Raw genomic sequence first — 17,696 nt, 5'->3', positions numbered from 1 at the left:
CCTGGACGCACACCTCCTCCAACCAGCTGACGGTGACCACCGGCGGGGCCCAGCTGTGCCTGGACGCCTCCGGCAACGGTACGAGCAACGGCACCAAGGTGGTGACCTGGACCTGCAACGGCCAGACCAACCAGCAGTGGCAGCTCAACGCCAACGGCACCGTCACCGGCATGCAGTCCGGACTCTGCCTGGACGTCACCGCCAAGTCCACCGCCAACGGCGCCCTGGCCGAACTCTGGACCTGCAACGGCCAGACCAACCAGCAGTGGACCCTCAACTAGGGTCCTGGGACCTGATGTGCCGGTGAGCCGGCTTCTTGGTGGTACTGGTTTCACCATCGGACCGGGTCCTGGGCGTATGGCCCGCACTGGTCGCGGTGCTCTAGGTTCGAACCGTGATGATTCCTCCCGGGCTGCGGCGCTCGGTCCTTCGGGCGCGGCGGGACGCCGGCTTCCTGGCTGCCGGTGTCCTGCCGCACCTGGGGCTGATCCCGGTGTGGAGCTGGGGCGTGACGACCACTGCCGAGACCGGGAACTGGCCGCTCACGCTGCCCGTCTCGGTCGCCGTGATCCTGCTCGGTGTGCCGGTGCTGACGGCTGTTCAGCGGGCCCGGCACCGGGTGCTGCTCGGCGTGTTCCTCCCCCGGCCGACGCCCGCGCCGGAGCAGCAGTGGCCGTGGGCGGCGGCCGTCCGTTGGCTCCGCGCGCCGCGCACCTGGAGGCAGCTCGGCTACCACCTCCTGCTGGGCCCGGTCCTGGCGGTGCCGGAACTGCTGGTGCTCATGGCGCTGCCCGTGGGCCTGGCGGGCGCCACCTGCTCCGCCTGGGCGTGGGCGCTGCCGGTGCGGGTGCCCGAGGAGTGGTTCGGCGCCACGACGCAACTGCCGTGCTACACGCTGGGCGGACTCGTCCTGCTCTGCGCCGTACCGTGGGCGGCGGGGGTGGCGGCCCGCGGTGAGTCGCGTGCGGCGATGGCCCTGCTCGGGCCCAGCCCGGCCCAGCAACTCCGGGAGCGGGTCGACGAGTTGGACCAGAGCCGCAGCGGCCTGATCGAAGCCGTCGACGCCGAGCGCCGCCGCATCGAGCGCGACCTGCACGACGGCACCCAGCAGCGGTTGGTCTCGCTCGCGGTCAACCTGGGCCTGGCGATGGCCACCCAGCCCGACCTGCCGGCCGGAGCCCGCGAAGCGCTCGCCGGGGCGCACCTGGAAGCCAAGCAGGCGATCGAGGAACTCAACGACCTGGTACGTGGCCTGCATCCGGCCGTGCTCGAAGACCGGGGCCTGGACGCGGCGCTGTCCGGACTGGCCGCCCGGGCGCCCCTGCCGGTGCGCCTGCGGGTCGATCTGGCGGAGCGGGCGGCGCCGGCCGTGGAGTCGGTCGCGTACTTCGTGGTCTCGGAGGCGCTGACCAACGTGACCAAGCACGCCCGCGCGACGCGGGCCGACGTGACCGTCCGGCGGGTCGGTAAGGTGCTGCGGGTGAACATCACCGACGACGGGCTGGGCGGGGCCGACGCCCGCGCCGGTACGGGACTGAGCGGGCTGGCCAAGCGGGTCGGCTCCATCGACGGCACCCTGCAGGTCAGCAGTCCCGTCGGCGGACCGACCACAGTGACGGCGGAGTTGCCGTGCGAGCGGTGATCGCCGAGGACTCGGTGCTGTTGCGGGTCGGCCTGGTCAAGGTACTGGAGATGGGCGGGTTCCAGGTCGCCACCGAAGTCGGGGACGGCGAGGCACTGTTGGCGGCGGTGGCGCAGCACCGGCCCGGACTCGCGCTGGTCGACGTCCGGATGCCGCCGGGCTTCACCGACGAGGGGGTGCGCGCCGCGGTGGAGATCCGTCGGCGCTGGCCGGGGACGGCGGTGGTGCTGCTGTCGCAGTACGTGGAGGAGCGGTACGCGACCGAGCTGCTCTCCACCAGTACCGGCGGCGTCGGCTACCTGCTCAAGCAGCGCGTCGCCGATGTGGCGGAGTTCGTGGCGGCGGTGCGGCGGGTGGCGGAAGGCGGCACGGCACTGGATCCGCAGGTCGTCTCACAGCTCCTGCTGCGCCGCGACCTGGACCCACTGAGGCGGCTCACCCCGCGCGAACGCGACGTCCTCGGCGTCATGGCCGAGGGCCGCTCCAACGCCGGCATCGCGCAGGCACTGGTGGTCAGCGAGAGCGCGGTGGCCAAGCACATCAACAACATCTTCGCCAAACTCGACCTCCCCACCGCCGACGCGGACCACCGCCGCGTCCTCGCGGTGCTGAGGTTCTTGGCGGCGTCGGGAACGTGACCGGCCGCCGCACATGGTCGACCGGACGGAACCCAGCGGCGGCCGGGGCCAGGCGGAGCACGGAGGTGCGGTGCCGGGCTTACCCGGCACCGCACCGCACCGAGGTGCTGGTCAACGAGCGGTCAGCGTCCACAGGTGGTCGGCAGTCCCGTTGTCGTTCCACTGCAGGACCTGGGCGCCGGAGGCGGTGCTCATGCCCGTCACCCCGAGCAGCAGGCCGCTGTTGTCATTCTTGATCTTGTAGTGGCCGCTTCCGTCCGGGGTCACCGACCACAGGTGATCCGTGGTCCCCGAGTCGCCCCAGATCAGCGCGGTCCCTCCGTTGCTGGTGCTCATGTTGGTGATGCCCAGCAGCAGGCCACTGGCCTTGTTGACGATCTTGTACATGCCGGAGCCCGCCGAGACGAGGGTCCAGGTCTGCGTGGCGCTGGTGGATACGGTGGCTTGGTCGACCAGCGTGCCCTGGGCCGTGCCGGAGTTCTGGGTGTCCAGGGCCAGCCCGCTGTTGACGTTCTTGATCTGGTACGTGCCGGCCGGCGAGCTGCTGCTGCCGCTGGACGGAGTGACCACCAGGTGGTAGCCGTAGGCGGCGTTCATCGCGGAGACGGGTACGGTGATCGACCCGTTGCTGACGGCGTAGTCGGACTCGGACAGGGTGCTGGGGCCGGCCACCGCGACAGTACGCCCGGGCGACGGGGTGTACTCGACCTTGACGTGGACGGTGCTGCCGAAGCCGGCAAGCCCGTTGACGGTCACCGCACTGTCGCCCGAGCCGCCGCCGAAGACGACGCTGAGCTGGTTGCCCGCGCTGTTGAGAGCAGCCGCCCCGTCGATGCCGGTGTTCGCGGGCGGGGTGGTGGTGACCATGTTGCCGCTCATGTCGGCGTACCACTTGTAGAGCCAGTAGGCGCCGTTGGGTGAGCCGCCCTGGCCGGTGAGCAGGTCGCCGAGGGCGCCGGACTGGTTCCAGAACGCAAGCTCGGCGTCGTGGATGCCCAGCCGCTCGAACTTGGCGATGTAGCCGACCAGGGCACCGGGGACGCCCACCTGGGACGGCGCGGCGTACTCCTCGATCGCGATCGGGCGGGGAGTGATGCCCAGGTTCTTCTCGATGTTCGTGACGGTGGCCACGTCACCCGCGATCTTGGCGGAGTTCTCCAGCTCGTGCCAGGCCAGGATGTCAGGCACGGTGTTGGTGGCGACGGCGTTCTGCAGGAAGTTCTGCATGTCGCTGATGTTGTCCGAGAGGCTGGGGCCCTGGATGGGGGTCGTCGCGTCCTTGGACCTGACCTCGCGGTAGGTCTTCGTCCAGAAGTCCTCGAAGGTGCCGTTGGAGGAGAGCCAGGTGTTGTCGGACTCGTTCCACAGCGCGTACGCGGCGAGGTTGGTGATCCCGGAGGCCTTGACCTGCGCGATCTGCTGGTCCACCAGGGTGAACCAGTTGTTCCAGCTGAACTGGTAGGGCCAGCCCGGGTAGGCGTCCGAGAGCCGGTCCACGACCTTCGCGCCGGCCCGAGCCGCCTCGGGGGCCACGACCAGGATGTCGCCGGACCCCTGCTGGTGGCCGCCCGCGGGCATCTGGACGAAGGTGTTCGGCTTGATCGCTTCGACCAGGCTGTCGGACGGGGTGGTCGCGTTGGCGAGCCCGTACAGCGAGCCGGTGGCGACGTGCGTCACCGGCCGGAACGGCGCGTTGGCGCTCACCACGAGGGTGGTGGATGCGCCGGCCGCCGCATGGGCGGAGGGCGCGGCGAGCGCGGCCCCGGCCGCGAGCAGGCCGATCGTGCTGAGCAGGGCGACGGTTCGCCCTGCCCGGGGTCCGTTGAGGCTCGTGAGTGTGTTCACGGGAGTGCTCTCCTGGATGAGTGGATGGGGACTCAGGGGTGGGTGGAGTGAAGAGCAGTGCTGCGGCCGTGATGAGGGTCCAGGCGCATTCCGAACATTTGAGCAAACGATTTTTCAAGCCGGAACCTATGGTTGACCTGGCGTAGCGTCAAGAGAGTTCACAGCGGGAGTTTCGGTTTGCTCATGTCTGTCCAAGGGCCCGGCTGGATGCGATGATGGCTGCACACAGGTATGGAGAGCAAAGGATTGCGCGTGCAGGAGTCGGATCGCACGACGGCGAGGACAAGAAGGGCCACGTTGACGGACGTGGCAGCTCTCGCCGGCGTGAGCGTGGGTACGGCCTCCAAGGCCCTGAGCGGAAACGGCCGGATGAAGGCCGAGACCCGGCAGCGGGTGCTGGAGGCGGTTCAGTCCCTGGACTTCCGTCCCAACCAGCAGGCGCAGAACCTGCACACCGGTCGCAGCTGGACCGTGGGGCTGATGACCACGGACGGAATCGGCCGCTTCAGCACTCCGGTGCTGCTCGGCGCGGAGGACGCGCTGGGGGCGGGCAAGATCTCGGTGCTGCTCTGCGACACCCGGGGCGACCTCATCCGTGAGCGCCACTACCTGCAGAACCTGATGGACCGTCGCGTCGACGGCATCATCGTCACGGGCCGCCGCACCGACCCGCGTCCGCCGCTGTCCGACATCCCTGACGGCGTGCCGGTGGTCTATGTGCTCTCTCCCTCCACGAACGCTGCCGACATGTCCGTGGTGTCGGACGACGCCCACGGCTGCCGTCTGGCCGTCGAGCACCTGCTGGCTTCGGGACGGACCCGAGTGGCCCACATCACCGGCCCCGCGCACCATGCGGCAGCAGTCGACCGGGCCCTGCAGACCGAGCAGTTGCTGGCCCGCTCGTCCCTGCAACTGTCCACCGGGCGCACGCATTTCGGAGACTGGAGTGAGGCATGGGGACGCCGGGCGGCAGAAGCCGTGCTCCGGGCGGCCCCCGACACGGACGCGCTGTTCTGCGGCAATGACCAGATCGCCCGCGGTGCCACCGATGCCCTGCGCGAGCGCGGCACGGCCGTCCCCGACCAGGTCGCGGTCGTCGGCTACGACAACTGGGACACCATGGCCCTGGCCGCCCGGCCGCCACTCACCACGATCGACATGGACCTCGGGCAGATCGGCCGTGTTGCCGCCCTGCGCCTGCTGGCGGCCATTGACGACAACGCCACCCCGGGCATACACCCGGTGCCCTGCCGCCTGGTGGTCCGCGACTCCGCGTGACCACCGGCGACGGGGGAGGACGGACCCGGCCGGCCTACTGCCGGGTCCAGTTCTGATTACTGGCGCCGTTGCAGTTCCACAGTTCGACGAGCGCCCCGTTGCTGGTGGCGGCTCCCGTGACGTCCAGGCAGAGGCCGGACAGCAGGTTGGTGACGGTGCCGTTGCTGTTGAGGTTCCACTGCTGGTTGGTTCCGCCGTGGCAGTCGTAGATGATCACCGGGGTGCCGGCGGCGGTTCCGGCGCCGGAGGCGTCCAGGCACTTGTCGCCGTAGACCACGAGCTCCTTGGAGGAGTTGAGGGTCCAGGACTGGTTGGCGCCGCCGTTGCAGTCCCAGATCTCGGTCCTGGTGCTGTTGGCGGTGCTCGCGTTGGGTACGTCGAGGCACCGGTTGGAGCCCACCCCGCGGAGTACGCCGGCGCTTCCGCCGCCGCCGCCGCTACCGCCGCCCGGGTTGGTGCCGGTGCCCCAGCCCCACTGGAGGCGGTCGAGGCCGGACTGGTCGGTGACGCTCAGGGAGAGGTTGGTGCCGGTGCCGTTGAGCGTGGTGATGGCGCAGGAGGCGTTCTCGCAGGGGCCGGGTCCCTGCGTCTGACTCGCCTGCTTGACACCGGTCCACAGGACTGAGCCCATACCGAGGTTGCGGACGGTGTCGGTGATGGCGTAGAGGTAGGACAGGTCGTTGTTGCCGTCCTTGGGGCCGTTGTAGTTGACGCCGGTGTTCATGGGGACACCGAACTCGGTGAGCACCGCGCGGTCGGCGTAGCCGCATATGTTGCCGGTGAAGTCGTTGACCCAGGCGGCCTCGGTGGTGTGGGAGTCGCCGAACATGCCGTAGATGTGGATCGACAGCAGGGTGCCGGCCAGGCGGGAGTCCGCGCCGACCGCGCACAGGTTCCCGTCGCTGTACAGGCCGGGCACGATGACGTGGTTGCGGGGAAGGCCGGGGTAGCGGGCCAGCCATGCGGCCTCGAAGTTGGTCAGGCTGCCGGCGTTGAAGCCGTACGGTTCGTTCATGATGTCGAAGTAGAAGTTGCTCTTCGCGCCGTATTTGTTGATCATCGTGTCCCACATCTGGTTGAAGGACGCGGTGTCGCTGACCGTTCCGCCCTGCAGCCACGGTGCGACGATGACGTTCATGCCCAGCGCGGTCGCCGCGTCCAGAGCCGCGGTGTAGTCGTTCCACCAAGTACCCGAGGTCGTCGCGGCGTTGAAGCCCAGGCGGACCGTGTTGGCGCCGAGGCTCTGGAATCCCTTGAGGATCGCGGTGGACTTCGTGTACGTGGTGGCGTAGTCGTCCGACGTCGACAGGCCGACCGGGATGTTCGGGCCGGTGATGAAGTTGTCGTTGGGGTCGGCCCAGTTGACCCCGTGGAACTGGCTGGTGGCCGACGGAGTCGCCTGCTGGGCCGGTGCGGCCTGGGTGGATGCGGCCTGGGCCGGGCCTGCGGTCAGCACACCGACCAGCATGAGGAGGACTCCGACCCCGATGCGGGCGGCCAGACGGCCGGGCGGACGTGACGTTGCGATGTTCACGCAGTCTCCTTGCGGGTGGGCGGGTGGCGTGGGGTGGGTATTGTTAGCGCTAACAATTTGCCGGGAAGTCCTGGGTCCTCTCCTCGGCGGGAGAGGACCCAGGACGGAGCGACTTCTCAGGTGGCCTTCACCGTGAGGGTGGGCAGGCCGTTGGTCCCGCTGTAGTTGGCGCCGAAGCCGAAGCTGGTGTTCCCGCCGGGGGCGATGACGTTGTTGTAGGTCATGTTGCCGGCGGTGACCGCGTGGCCGGTCTGGGTGTAGGTGGCGTTCCACATGTTGGTGATGGTCTGGTTGCCGGGGAAGGTCCAGGTGAGCGTCCAGGACTTGGTCGCGGTGGTCCCGGTGTTGGTGATGGTGACGTTGGCGTTGAAGCCCGCGCCCCAGTCGCTGCTGATGGCGTAGGTCGCGGTGCAGCTCGGTCCGGTCGAGGCGGCGGTGGTGGTGACGGCCAGCGCGGCGGAGGCCGCGGAGGTGTTGCCCGCCGCGTCCTGTGCGGTGACGGTGTACGAGTACGCGGTTGCCGCGGTGAGCCCGGTGTCGGTGTACGCGGGTCCGGTGACCGTGGCCACCTTCGTGGAGCCGCGGTAGACGCTGTAGCCGGTGACGGCGACGTTGTCGGTGGAGGCGGTCCAGGTCAGCGTCACCGAGGAGCTGGTCACGTTCGAGGAGACCAGCCCGGTCGGCACCGACGGCGGTGTGGTGTCACCGGTGGCGGCGGCGGTGGTGACGGCCAGCGCGGCGGAGGCCGCGGAGGTGTTGCCCGCCGCGTCCTGTGCGGTGACGGTGTACGAGTACGCGGTCGCCGCGGTGAGCCCGGTGTCGGTGTACGCGGGTCCGGTGACCGTGGCCACCCTGGTCGTGCCGCGGTAGACGCTGTAGCCGGTGACGGCCACGTTGTCGGTGGAGGCGGTCCAGGTCAGGGTCACCGAGGAGCTGGTCACGTTCGACGAGACCAGCCCGGTCGGCACCGACGGCGGCGTGGTGTCGGTGCTGCCGCCGCCGGCCAGGAGCTCGCCGTAGACCGCGTAGGCCATGGCGATGTCCGCCTGCGCCCAGAAGCGGTGGTACGTGAACGTGGGCGCCGCCCCTCCGTTCAGGTAGGTCTGGACCTTCGACCAGCTCGGGTCGTTCTTGTACCAGGACCGGATGGAGATGAAGGTGGCCCCGGGGGCGACCGGGTCCCCGTTGGGCATCTTGCCGGACCAGCCGCTCGGCACGTACACCGTGTCGCCGAACCGGCTGTAGTCGGTCCGGGTCTCCGGCACGGCGATGCCGGTGCTGTCGGCGAACGTCGCCATCGCGTCCAGCAGGCTCTTGGCGAGGGCCGCGGCGGCGCTGTTGCCGGACTTGGCGGCGTAGTACGTCAGCGTCTTGGCGTACGCCGCGGCGACCCCGACGTCGTTGCTGTAGTCCACGACGGTGGCGTGCAGCCCGGCGTTGCTCCCCGGGGTGGTCGGGTTCCAGGTGTCCGGTTGCCCGGACCAGCCCAGGTTGTTGGGGATCTGGAAGCTGCTCGCGGTGACCGTGGTCTTGGAGGAGGCCCACACCACCCACTTGTCCAGCACCGCCTTGGCCTTGGCGTCGCCGGTCACGTAGTAGTACTCCGCGACCCGCTCCATCGACCAGGCCTGGAAGCCGAACCAGTTGTTGCTCGGCGGGTCGTGGAAGACCGGCTCCCAGTCGTACGCCATGCCGTAGAAGGTCGAGGTGCCCGCCGGCGGCGTACCGTAGTCGCCCTCCCAGCTGTTGGTGCAACCGCCGGCGATGGCACCCTCCGCGGACTGCAGCCACTGGTAGAACTCCAGCTGCCGGTTCAGGCTGGCCGACCAGTCGCTCTTCGCCGTCGGCGACAGCGGCGTCAGAGCAGAGACGCTGGACAGGGCCCAGACCGCCAGCGGGTTCTGGTAGCCCTGGTGCGAGGCGCCGTCGCCGATCCGCCAGGCCCAGCCGCCGCCCGGCTCGGCCCCGCCCCAGGCGTAGTACCAGGAGAGCAGGTAGTGCTCGGAACTGCGCCCGGAGCCGGCCGCGCAACCGGTGGCGCTGGTGCAGCTGCCGATCTGCTTGAAGTACTTGTCGAACATCGAGTAGCGCAGGTAGTCACCCATCTTGGCGGCCTTCGCCACCGAGGCCGCGACCTGGCCCTCCGCCCCCTGGGCGGTGGACCAGCGGTACGCCCAGTACGCGGCCTGCACGGCGCGGGCGTCGGCGTCCGGGGCGTTGGTGTACTTCCACTGCTTCGAGTAGCTGCTGTCCTTGACGAACAGGTCGAGGAAGCCGTTGGGGCCGCCGTAGGCGAACAGGTCGGTGGTCGGCTGCGGGATGGTCTCCCAGACCGACTCCTGGGAGCCGCGCTGGTAGCTGTTGATGAAGGAAGGACCGGCCGCGGTGGGGCCGGCCTCGGCGCCGGTACCGGGCGTGTTGCCGTAGCCGTACTTGTTGTCGACGTCCAGCAGCCAGTGCATGCCGTAGATGTCGGCGGTGCCGTAGGTCGACGTCAGCTCGTTGGCCAGCGGGTCCTGGCCGACCGGTACGGAACTGTTGAGCGGGCTGGGGTAGTTGCTGGGGAGCGGCCACTCGGGCGCGTAGGTCGCCGGGGAGCTCGGGTTGTACGAGCTGTTGCTCGGCTGGTCGGCGTGCGAGGGGATGAGGTAGTGCTCGGCCGTCGCCCAGGCGTTGTTGAACGGCGCCCAGTTGCCGGTCACCCGCCCGTAGGTGGCCTCCAGCCACATCCAGAAGCTGAACGCTTCCGAGGTGGTCTGGTGTCCGTAGTCCGGGGCCTCGACGATCAGCGTCTCGACGCTGTGGTACGGGATGCCGGTCGAGCTGAAGTAGCCGTTCGAGGCATTCTTGATCTTGTTGTACTGGGTCAGGAACTGCTGGGTGTAGGCATCGGTCGCAGCCGCCGCGGGCGTCGCGGACCCGGCGGTCGCGGCGCCGGTCGCTGCTGCGGCCCTGCTGAGGGAGGGCGCGGCGACCGCCGCCACCAGCGCGCCGCCGACCGCGGTGGCAAACCGCCTTCTGGACAGGGGATCAGGCATGGCTGGTCTTCTCCTTGGGGTAGTGACGGTTCGGGGGTGCGGTCGCGATACGGGTGCGGTGGTGATGCGGGACGACTGGGAGCGCTCCCATATTGCGGATCAGATCGCTCGTCGGGCTGGACGGAGAGGGCGGCACCATCGATCGGGTGGGAGTCGTCGCACCGAACCCTGCTGTGCCGGTGCGTTCTTGATGCCGAGTCATATGAAGTCAGGGGTCTGCAGGTCCGTCAAGAGGGCTTGCATTCTTCATTAGTCGAACGAATGCCGCAGGAGTCGTCAGGGCCGGGGGTCACCACGGCATGCGGTCGCCGTTCCGGAGCGGACGCCCGCTCCGGAACGGATCCGCCCATGTGGTCATCCGAGGTTCCACTGTTGGTTGCTGCCGCCGTTGCAGGTCCACAGTTCGACCGGAGCGCCATCCGCGGTGGACGCGCCGGTCACGTCGAGACAGAGGCCGGACTGTACCCCGGTGACGGTGCCGTTGGAGTTGAACTGCCACTGCTGGTTCGCCTGGCCGTTGCAGGGCCAGATGATGGCCTTGGTGCCCGCGGTGGTGCCGTGGCCGTTGGCGTCCAGGCAGAAGGTGGAGCCGCCCGCCGACAGGGTCAGTTGGTTCGTCGAGGTGTGCGTCCAGGTCTGGTTGGTCTGCCCGTTGCAGCCCCAGATCTGCTGCTGCGTTCCCCCGGTCGTGCTGCCGTTGGGGTCGTCCAGGCACTTGCCCGCAGCACCGTTCGCGTGCAGGGCGCCGGTGCTGTTGCCGCCGCCGCCGGCGGCGGTGTAGCCGGCCGCGTTGATGTTGGCCTGCACCGCGCTCTCGGTGGCGTCGGAGGGGTAGCCCGAGGTCATCGCGCCCTCGTAGAAGGTTCCGGCGGCGCCGTTGCTGTTGTCGCCGCCGATGCCCAGGAGGATCGCGCCTTCCTTGTGCATGGGGTTGTAGCCCGGAGGGCGCGGTCCGCTGTAGAAGGTGGACAGGCCTCCGGACTGGGCGTTGCCGCCGCGGATCGCCCACTGGTTCGACCCGCCCTTGACGATCGCGGTGGTGAACCGGTAGTTGATCGTCGGGTCACCGGGATTGGGGCTGTTCACATTGGATCCGGAGAACAGGCCGTTCTCCAGGTCGGCCATGATCCACGGGCCGTTGCCGGCCCCGGTGTCCCAGTACTTGGCGTTGCCGAAGTAGATCGCCTCCATGGTTCCGTTGCCGTCGTCGTTGTTGGTGGTCTCGGCATTGCCGTAGTCGAAACAGCACCCGCCGTTGTAGTGCGTGCCGTCCAGCACGTCGTACAGGCCCTCGGGGCTGTCCCCGGTGGCGACCCCGTTGGTGGTGTCGTCCCGGTACCCGATGCCGGGGGTGACGGACACGCCGTACGCCTCGTGCCCGCCGACGGTGACCGGCGCGGCGACGGCGTTGGCGGGGTTGTCGGGGGTGTGCACATACCCGCCCGCGGGCGCCGGAGTCAGGTTGTTGGCCCGCCCGGACTGGTCGTAGACCACGGTGATCACACAGGAGGCGCCGGCGCAGAAGGAGTCCTGCGCGGGAGCGTTGGCGACTCCGCCGGCGGAGAGCAAACCGACGTTCATGGTCGCGTTGTCCGAGGAGCGCCGCACCTGGTACAGCGGACCGTTGTATGCCCCGTACAGCGCGCGTGTTGTCGAATGCGCGGCCACACACGGCGTGCCACCTGCGGCGTAGATGTCACACGGACCCTGCGACGCGGCCTGCGCGGTACCGGTCGTGGCCGCCGTGCCGACGAACGCGCCGAGCAGGATGGTGATCCCGGCCCCGAGACTGCCGAGGCGTCGGCGGCTCCATGGGGTTGCTTTCATTGTGTTGTCTCCTCGCTTCACCCTGCATGGTCGTAGTGAGCGCTAACAGGACGGGGCAGATGCTGCTCGGCCCTCCGCAACTCGTCAAGGAGCCATGGGTCGTCTGCGGAGGTCCGCACGGAGCGGGGGCGGCAACGAAGGGGCCTGACGGACGGAAGCCGCACATCTTTCGCTTCTGAAACTTTCACAGAGGCGGTCAAACCGGTCAGGCTTAACTGCCAGGAAACAAGGAAGACATTCCATGACTCCTTGACAGCTCGCGGACACTGAGGCAGCGTCATCATTCCGAAACACGCCTGGCCCGAGAGCGCGGTAGTCGAAGGCGCAATGTTAGCGCTCACATCTCTCCGGCAGGCCAACGCCGGCCTGGCTGCCCCAGCAACAGTCCGCGGAGGAAGAGATCCCATGTTGAGATCCTGGTACCTGAAGTCCCGCCTGCTCGGCGTTCTCCTGGCGGTCGTCGCCGCGATCGGTGTGAGCCTGCCTGCCGCATCCCGGGCCGCCGCCGCCTCGTTGACCCAGATCACGAACTTCGGCAACAACCCCACCGGCCTGCAGATGAACCTGTACGTGCCGAACAGCGCCAAGGCCAACGCGCCGATCCTGCTGGCGCTGCACGGCTGCCAGGGCTCCGGGCCCTACCTGTACTCCAGCACCGACTTCGGCTCGCTGGCCGACCAGTACGGGTTCATCGTCATCTACCCCTCGACCAACCCCGGCGGCAGCTGCTGGGACGTCTCGTCCAACCAGGCGCTGACGCGCAACGGCGGCAGTGACCCGGTGGGGCTGATGTCGATGATCACGTACACCGAGCAGCACTACGGCGGGAACCCCAACGCGGTGTACGTCACCGGTGAGTCCTCGGGCGGGATGATGACCAACGTCATGCTCGCGGACTACCCGGACGTGTTCAAGGCGGGCTCGGCGTTCATGGGCGTGCCCTACCACTGCTTCTACACCAACTCGGTACGCGGCTGGAACGGGCCCTGCGCCGGCGGCCAGGTGTCGATGACCCCGCAGCAGTGGGGTGACCTGGTACGCAGTGCCGATCCGGGCTACACCGGGCCGCGCCCCCGGGTGCAGTTGTGGCACGGCACCGCCGACACCACCCTGAACTACAACAACCTCGCCGAAGAGACCAAGCAGTGGACCAACGTCCTCGGGGCGAGCCAGACCCCGACGTCGAGCGACACCCCGGTCGCCAACTGGAACCGGACCCGGTACGCCAACAGCTCCGGCATCACCCAGGTCGAGGCGTACAGCGTCGTCGGCGCCGGGCACCAACTGCCGATCCAGGGGACCCAGATGGCTGCCTATGCCATCCACTTCCTGGGCCTGGACGGCAGTGGTGGCGGCGGAACCACCGGCGGCGGTACCGGTGCGCTGCACGCGGTGGGTGCGGGTAAGTGCCTGGACGACCCCAACTCGACCACCACGCTGGGCACCCAGCAGCAGATCTACAGCTGCAGCGGCGCGGCCAACCAGACCTGGACCCACAACTCGTCCAACGAGCTGACGACCACGGTCGGCGGCACCACCCTGTGCCTGGATGCCAACGCCAAGGGCACCGTCAACGGCACCAAGGCGATCGTCTACAGCTGCAACGGCCAGACCAACCAGCAGTGGAACCTCAACGCCAACGGCACCGTCACCGGCGTCCAGTCCGGCCTGTGCCTGGACGTCAGCGGAGCCGCCACCGCCAACGGCTCCCTGGTCCAACTGTGGACCTGCAACGGGCAGAGCAACCAGCAGTGGACCCTCGGCTGACCGGCCTCCGGCACCCCCCCCACAAACCCCGTAGTGGAAGGAGCAGAATCATGCCCGCACCGAAAAGGCGCACCCAGCGCCGCAAAGGCGTGTCGCTCGCGGCAGGCCTGAGCGTGCTCGTCACATGTGCGCTGGCGGTCGTGGTTCCGTCCGGTCCGGCGTACGCGGCGGACAGTGCGTCGATCAACGGAGCGACGACCTACCAGACGATGGCCGGGTTCGGCGCCTCCGAGGCGTTCGGCGAGGCGGGCACCGTGATGAACGCCTCGGCGTCGGTCCAGCAGCAGGCGCTGGCCGACCTGTACAGCCCGACCACCGGGGCGGGACTGACCATCCTGCGCAATGAGATCGGTGCGGACCCGGGCAATACGATCGAACCGAACAGCCCCGGCGGCCCCAACGGGACGCCGACCTACCTGCCGATGTCGCAGACGGGCCAGGACCAGGGCCAGCTGTGGTTCGCGCAGCAGATCAAGAGCCGCTTCGGCGTCACCAACGTCTACGCGGATGCCTGGAGCGCCCCCGGGTACATGAAGACCAATGGCTCCGCGGACAACGGCGGCCAGGTCTGCGGTTCCGCGGGAGCCTCCTGCTCCAGCGGCGACTGGCGCCAGGCCTACGCCAACTACCTGGTGCAGTACGCCAAGGACTACGCCGCGGCCGGGGTGCCGCTGACCTACCTGGGGCCCTCCAACGAGCCCGACTACACCACCAACTACGACAGCATGAGCATGAGCCCGGCGCAGATGGCCAGCGTGCTCGACGTACTCGGACCGACCATGAAGAACTCCGGCCTGGCCACCCAGCTCTCCTGCTGCGCCGCCACCGGCTGGCCGGTGGCCGGCCAGTACGCCGCCGCGATCGAGGCGGACCCGACCGCGCTGGCCGACACGGCGGTCGCCACCGGCCACGGCTACAGCGGCGCGCCCACCTCGCCGCTGCCCGGCTGGAACAAGCCGGCCTGGGAGACCGAGTGGTCCACCTTCGAGGGCTTCAGCACCGCCTGGGACGACGGCTCCGACGCCTCCGGAATGACCTGGGCCCAGCACATCCACCAGGGCCTGACCGGTGCGAACCTCAGCGCGTACCTCTACTGGTGGGGCAGCACCACCCCCTCGGAGAACGGCGACAACGAGGGCCTGCTGGAGATCAACGGCAACTCGGTCGTCCCGACCGGCAGGCTGTGGGCCTTCGCCAACTACAGCCGCTACATCCACCCCGGCGCCGTACGCATCGGCGCGAGCAGTTCCAACAACTCGGTGGAGCTGAGCGCGTTCAGGAACACCGACGGCTCCTTGGCCGTCGTGGCGCTCAACACCGGTGGCAGCGCCGACACGATCGGCTACTCGCTGGCCAACACCGGTGTGGCCAACGGCGCCACGGTGACCCCGTACCTGACCAACGGCTCCAACAATGTCGCGGCCCAGGCGGCGACGACCGTCGCCGGGGGCGCCTTCACCGGGACCGTGCCGGCCCGCTCGCTGGTGACGTACGTGATCCCGGGCGGGGGAGTGAGCGGCAACACCGTCACGGTGACCAGTCCGGGCGCCATGACCGGGACGGTCGGCCAGTCGGTGAACGGCCTGCAGATCCAGGGTACGGACTCGGCGTCCGGCCAGACACTGACCTACACGGCGAACGGCCTTCCCAACGGACTGTCGATCTCCTCGTCCGGCCTGATCACCGGGACACCGAACGCGGCCGGGACCTTCAACGTCAAGGTCACCGCGACCGATCCGACCGGTGCGTCAGGATCCGCATCGTTCACCTGGACCATCAACGGTTCCACCGGCAGCGGCTTCCCGAGCGGTTACCACACGCTGGTGATCGCGAAGAACAGCCTGTGCCTGGACGTGTACGGCAACACCGGCAACACCGGCGCGGTGATCGACCAGTGGACCTGCAACGGGCAGGGCAACCAGCGGTTCCAGTTCGTCCCGGTCTCCGGCGGCTACGGCGAGCTCCAGGCGCAGAACTCCGGCCAGGACGTGACCGTGGCCAACGGCTCCACCGCCCAGGGCACCCCGGACATCGTCCAGCAGCCGGTCAACGGCTCGGCGGCCGGCCTCTGGCTGCCCCAGCAGCAGTCCGACGGTTCCTGGCAGTTCAAGAACCAGAACAGCGGCCTGTGCCTGGACGTGTACGGCGCGGGCAGCAACACCGGCCAGCAGTTGGACCAGTGGCCCTGCAAGAACGCACCCGGCACCAACCAGGACTTCAACGCCCGCTGACCCACTCGCCGATCGAGAGGTTTGACACCGATGTTCCGAGCAAATCGCCGCGTCTGCCTGGCCGTCGCACTGGCCGGCACCCTCGGACTGTCGCTGGCGATGGTGCCGGCGTCTCCCGCCTCGGCTGCCAACGAGGTGGTCCAGAAGTGGCTGACCACCACGGATCTGAGCCAGCACCTGACGCAGCAGGCCAACCTCGGCTTCTCCGCGTCGTCCGGTTCGGCGACCATCAGCGTCGACAGCACGCAGAAGTTCCAGAGCATCGTCGGCTTCGGCGCCGCCATGACGGACACCTCCGCCTGGCTGCTGTCCGACAAGCTGAGCAGCGCCGCGCACACGAGCCTGATGAACGCGCTGTTCAGCCCGAGCCAGGGCATCGGCATGAGCTGGGTCCGGGTTCCGATGGGCTCGTCGGACTTCTCCGCCACCGCGCAGCCGTACTCGTACGACGACAACCTCTCGGTCTCCACGGGCACGACGGTCGGCGTGGGTTCCGGCCGCTGCCTCGACGACACCGGCAACCCGGCGAACGGCGTGCAGGTCTACATCTGGGACTGCGCCGGCGGCAACGCCAACCAGCAGTTCAGCTACACCAGCGGGTCGGCGCTGCAGATCGCCGGCAAGTGCCTGGACGCCAACGGCCGCGGCACCGCCAACGGCACCAAGGTGATCCTCTACACCTGCAACGGCCAGCCGAACCAGCAGTGGAAGCTCAACATCGACGGTACGATCACCGGCGTGCAGTCCGGGCTGTGCCTCGACGTCACCGGGGCGGCCACGGCCAACGGCTCGCCGGCCCAACTGTGGGCCTGCAGCGGCCAGAACAACCAGAAGTGGACCCGCCCCGACCCGGCGCTCGCGAACTTCTCGATCGGGCACGACCTGAACTACATCATTCCGGACCTGAGGGAAGCGCTGGCGCTCAACCCGGGCCTGAAGCTCATGGCGAACCCGTGGAGCCCGCCGGGCTGGATGAAGGCCAACGGCCAGATGAACAACACCAACGACGCCGGAACACTGCTCGCGTCGAGCTACGGACCGCTGGCGCAGTACTTCGTGAAGTTCCTGCAGGGCTACGCCGCGCAGGGCCTCCCGGTCTATGCGATCACCCCGCAGAACGAACCGTCCTATGCCACCGCCTACCCGGGCATGGAGTTCAGTGAGCAGAACGAGGCCGGCTTCGTCGCGAACAACCTCGGCCCGGCCCTCGCCCAGGCGAACCTCGCCCCCGCCGTGCTCGGCACGGACTTCAACACCAATGTGCTCAGCGGCTACGCCGAACCGCTGATGCAGGACGCCGGCGCGAGCAAGTACCTGGCCGGCACCGCCTGGCACTGCTACGCGGGCGGGCTGAACGCCATCGGAACCATGCAGGCGGCATTCCCGACCAAGGACAACTACGAGACCGAGTGCTCGGACGGCATCGACCCGCAGAACGCGATCGAGACCTTCATCCAGAGCACCCGCAACTGGGCGCGGAGCGCCACGATGTGGAACATCGCCGAGGACCAGAACAACGGCCCGGTGATCGCCGGCGGCTGCAACGCCTGCACCCCGCTGGTCACCGTCAACCAGAGCACCGGGAACGTGACGTACGACGCCGGCTACTACTCCGTCGGACACTTCAGTAAGTTCGTCCTGCCCGGCGCCAAGCGCATCGCCTCCAGCACCACCGCGAACCTCGACGGCGTCGCGTTCCAGAACCCCAACGGCTCGCTCGTGCTGATCGTCGACAACACCTCCGGTTCGACCCAGCCGTTCAGCACCAGCTGGGGCGGGCAGCACTTCAGCGACTCGCTGCCCGGCCACGGCATCGCCACCTATGAATGGACGCCGGCATGACAGCGGACCGACAGGACACGTAGGACCGGATCCGGGCGCGCCGCCTGCTGCTAC

11 protein-coding genes are annotated in these 17,696 nt (G+C 68.8%); 7 read left to right on the top strand and 4 right to left on the bottom strand.

Features of this window, described 5'->3' with window-relative positions; all coding sequences use genetic code 11:
* The 3 genes from ACEZDG_RS32755 to ACEZDG_RS32745 form a co-directional block, all read left to right on the top strand.
* A partial coding sequence (locus ACEZDG_RS32755) for a ricin-type beta-trefoil lectin domain protein (RefSeq protein WP_380516918.1) occupies window positions 1–281 on the top strand: 281 nt, incomplete at its 5' end.
* A gap of 116 nt (window positions 282–397) precedes the next feature.
* Window positions 398–1,642 (top strand): sensor histidine kinase, encoded by a 1,245-nt coding sequence (locus ACEZDG_RS32750; protein ID WP_380516940.1) that lies wholly within the window; start codon window positions 398–400, stop codon window positions 1,640–1,642.
* Window positions 1,630–2,280: a response regulator gene (locus ACEZDG_RS32745; RefSeq protein ID WP_380516915.1), complete on the top strand. Its 651-nt coding sequence runs from the start codon at window positions 1,630–1,632 to the stop codon at window positions 2,278–2,280. Before ACEZDG_RS32750 ends, ACEZDG_RS32745 begins: the two co-directional genes overlap by 13 nt.
* A gap of 111 nt (window positions 2,281–2,391) precedes the next feature.
* On the opposite strand, the gene ACEZDG_RS32740 is transcribed toward ACEZDG_RS32745, so the two are convergent.
* Window positions 2,392–4,125, bottom strand: coding sequence for an RICIN domain-containing protein (locus ACEZDG_RS32740; protein WP_380516912.1), 1,734 nt, complete (start codon window positions 4,123–4,125; stop codon window positions 2,392–2,394).
* Window positions 4,126–4,356: 231 nt separating this feature from the next.
* Between ACEZDG_RS32740 and ACEZDG_RS32735 the strand changes: the two genes are divergently transcribed.
* Window positions 4,357–5,403, top strand: coding sequence for a LacI family DNA-binding transcriptional regulator (locus tag ACEZDG_RS32735; RefSeq protein WP_380516910.1), 1,047 nt, complete (start codon window positions 4,357–4,359; stop codon window positions 5,401–5,403).
* Between the two features lie 34 nt (window positions 5,404–5,437).
* On the opposite strand, the gene ACEZDG_RS32730 is transcribed toward ACEZDG_RS32735, so the two are convergent.
* The 3 genes from ACEZDG_RS32730 to ACEZDG_RS32720 all read right to left on the bottom strand — a co-directional run bounded on the left by ACEZDG_RS32730 (window position 5,438) and on the right by ACEZDG_RS32720 (window position 11,802).
* A complete protein-coding gene (locus ACEZDG_RS32730) occupies window positions 5,438–6,937 on the bottom strand; it encodes a ricin-type beta-trefoil lectin domain protein (RefSeq protein ID WP_380516907.1) in 1,500 nt (499 codons plus the stop codon).
* Between the two features lie 116 nt (window positions 6,938–7,053).
* On the bottom strand, window positions 7,054–9,975 hold the full coding sequence (locus ACEZDG_RS32725; protein WP_380516904.1) for a glycoside hydrolase family 48 protein: 2,922 nt from the start codon (window positions 9,973–9,975) through the stop codon (window positions 7,054–7,056).
* Between the two features lie 354 nt (window positions 9,976–10,329).
* The gene (locus ACEZDG_RS32720) at window positions 10,330–11,802 is read right to left on the bottom strand and encodes an arabinofuranosidase catalytic domain-containing protein (RefSeq protein ID WP_380516901.1); all 1,473 of its coding nucleotides are present in this window, start codon (window positions 11,800–11,802) and stop codon (window positions 10,330–10,332) included.
* Between the two features lie 405 nt (window positions 11,803–12,207).
* Between ACEZDG_RS32720 and ACEZDG_RS32715 the strand changes: the two genes are divergently transcribed.
* From ACEZDG_RS32715 to ACEZDG_RS32705, 3 genes are read left to right on the top strand one after another with little or no spacing between them, the layout of a single operon-like run.
* Window positions 12,208–13,569, top strand: coding sequence for an extracellular catalytic domain type 1 short-chain-length polyhydroxyalkanoate depolymerase (locus ACEZDG_RS32715; protein WP_380516898.1), 1,362 nt, complete (start codon window positions 12,208–12,210; stop codon window positions 13,567–13,569).
* Between the two features lie 50 nt (window positions 13,570–13,619).
* Entirely contained in the window at window positions 13,620–15,800 is a 2,181-nt protein-coding gene (locus tag ACEZDG_RS32710; RefSeq protein WP_380516895.1) for an RICIN domain-containing protein, read from the top strand.
* A 30-nt stretch (window positions 15,801–15,830) separates the two neighbouring features.
* Window positions 15,831–17,642 (top strand): ricin-type beta-trefoil lectin domain protein, encoded by a 1,812-nt coding sequence (locus ACEZDG_RS32705; protein ID WP_380516893.1) that lies wholly within the window; start codon window positions 15,831–15,833, stop codon window positions 17,640–17,642.
* The last annotated feature ends 54 nt before the right edge of the window (window positions 17,643–17,696 follow it).

It is taken from the genome of Streptacidiphilus alkalitolerans (assembly GCF_042511045.1).
In the GTDB taxonomy this organism is placed as follows: domain Bacteria; phylum Actinomycetota; class Actinomycetes; order Streptomycetales; family Streptomycetaceae; genus Streptacidiphilus; species Streptacidiphilus alkalitolerans.
The sequence above is the reverse complement of the archived record's forward strand: the minus strand, read 5'-3'. Positions and strand labels throughout refer to the sequence as shown.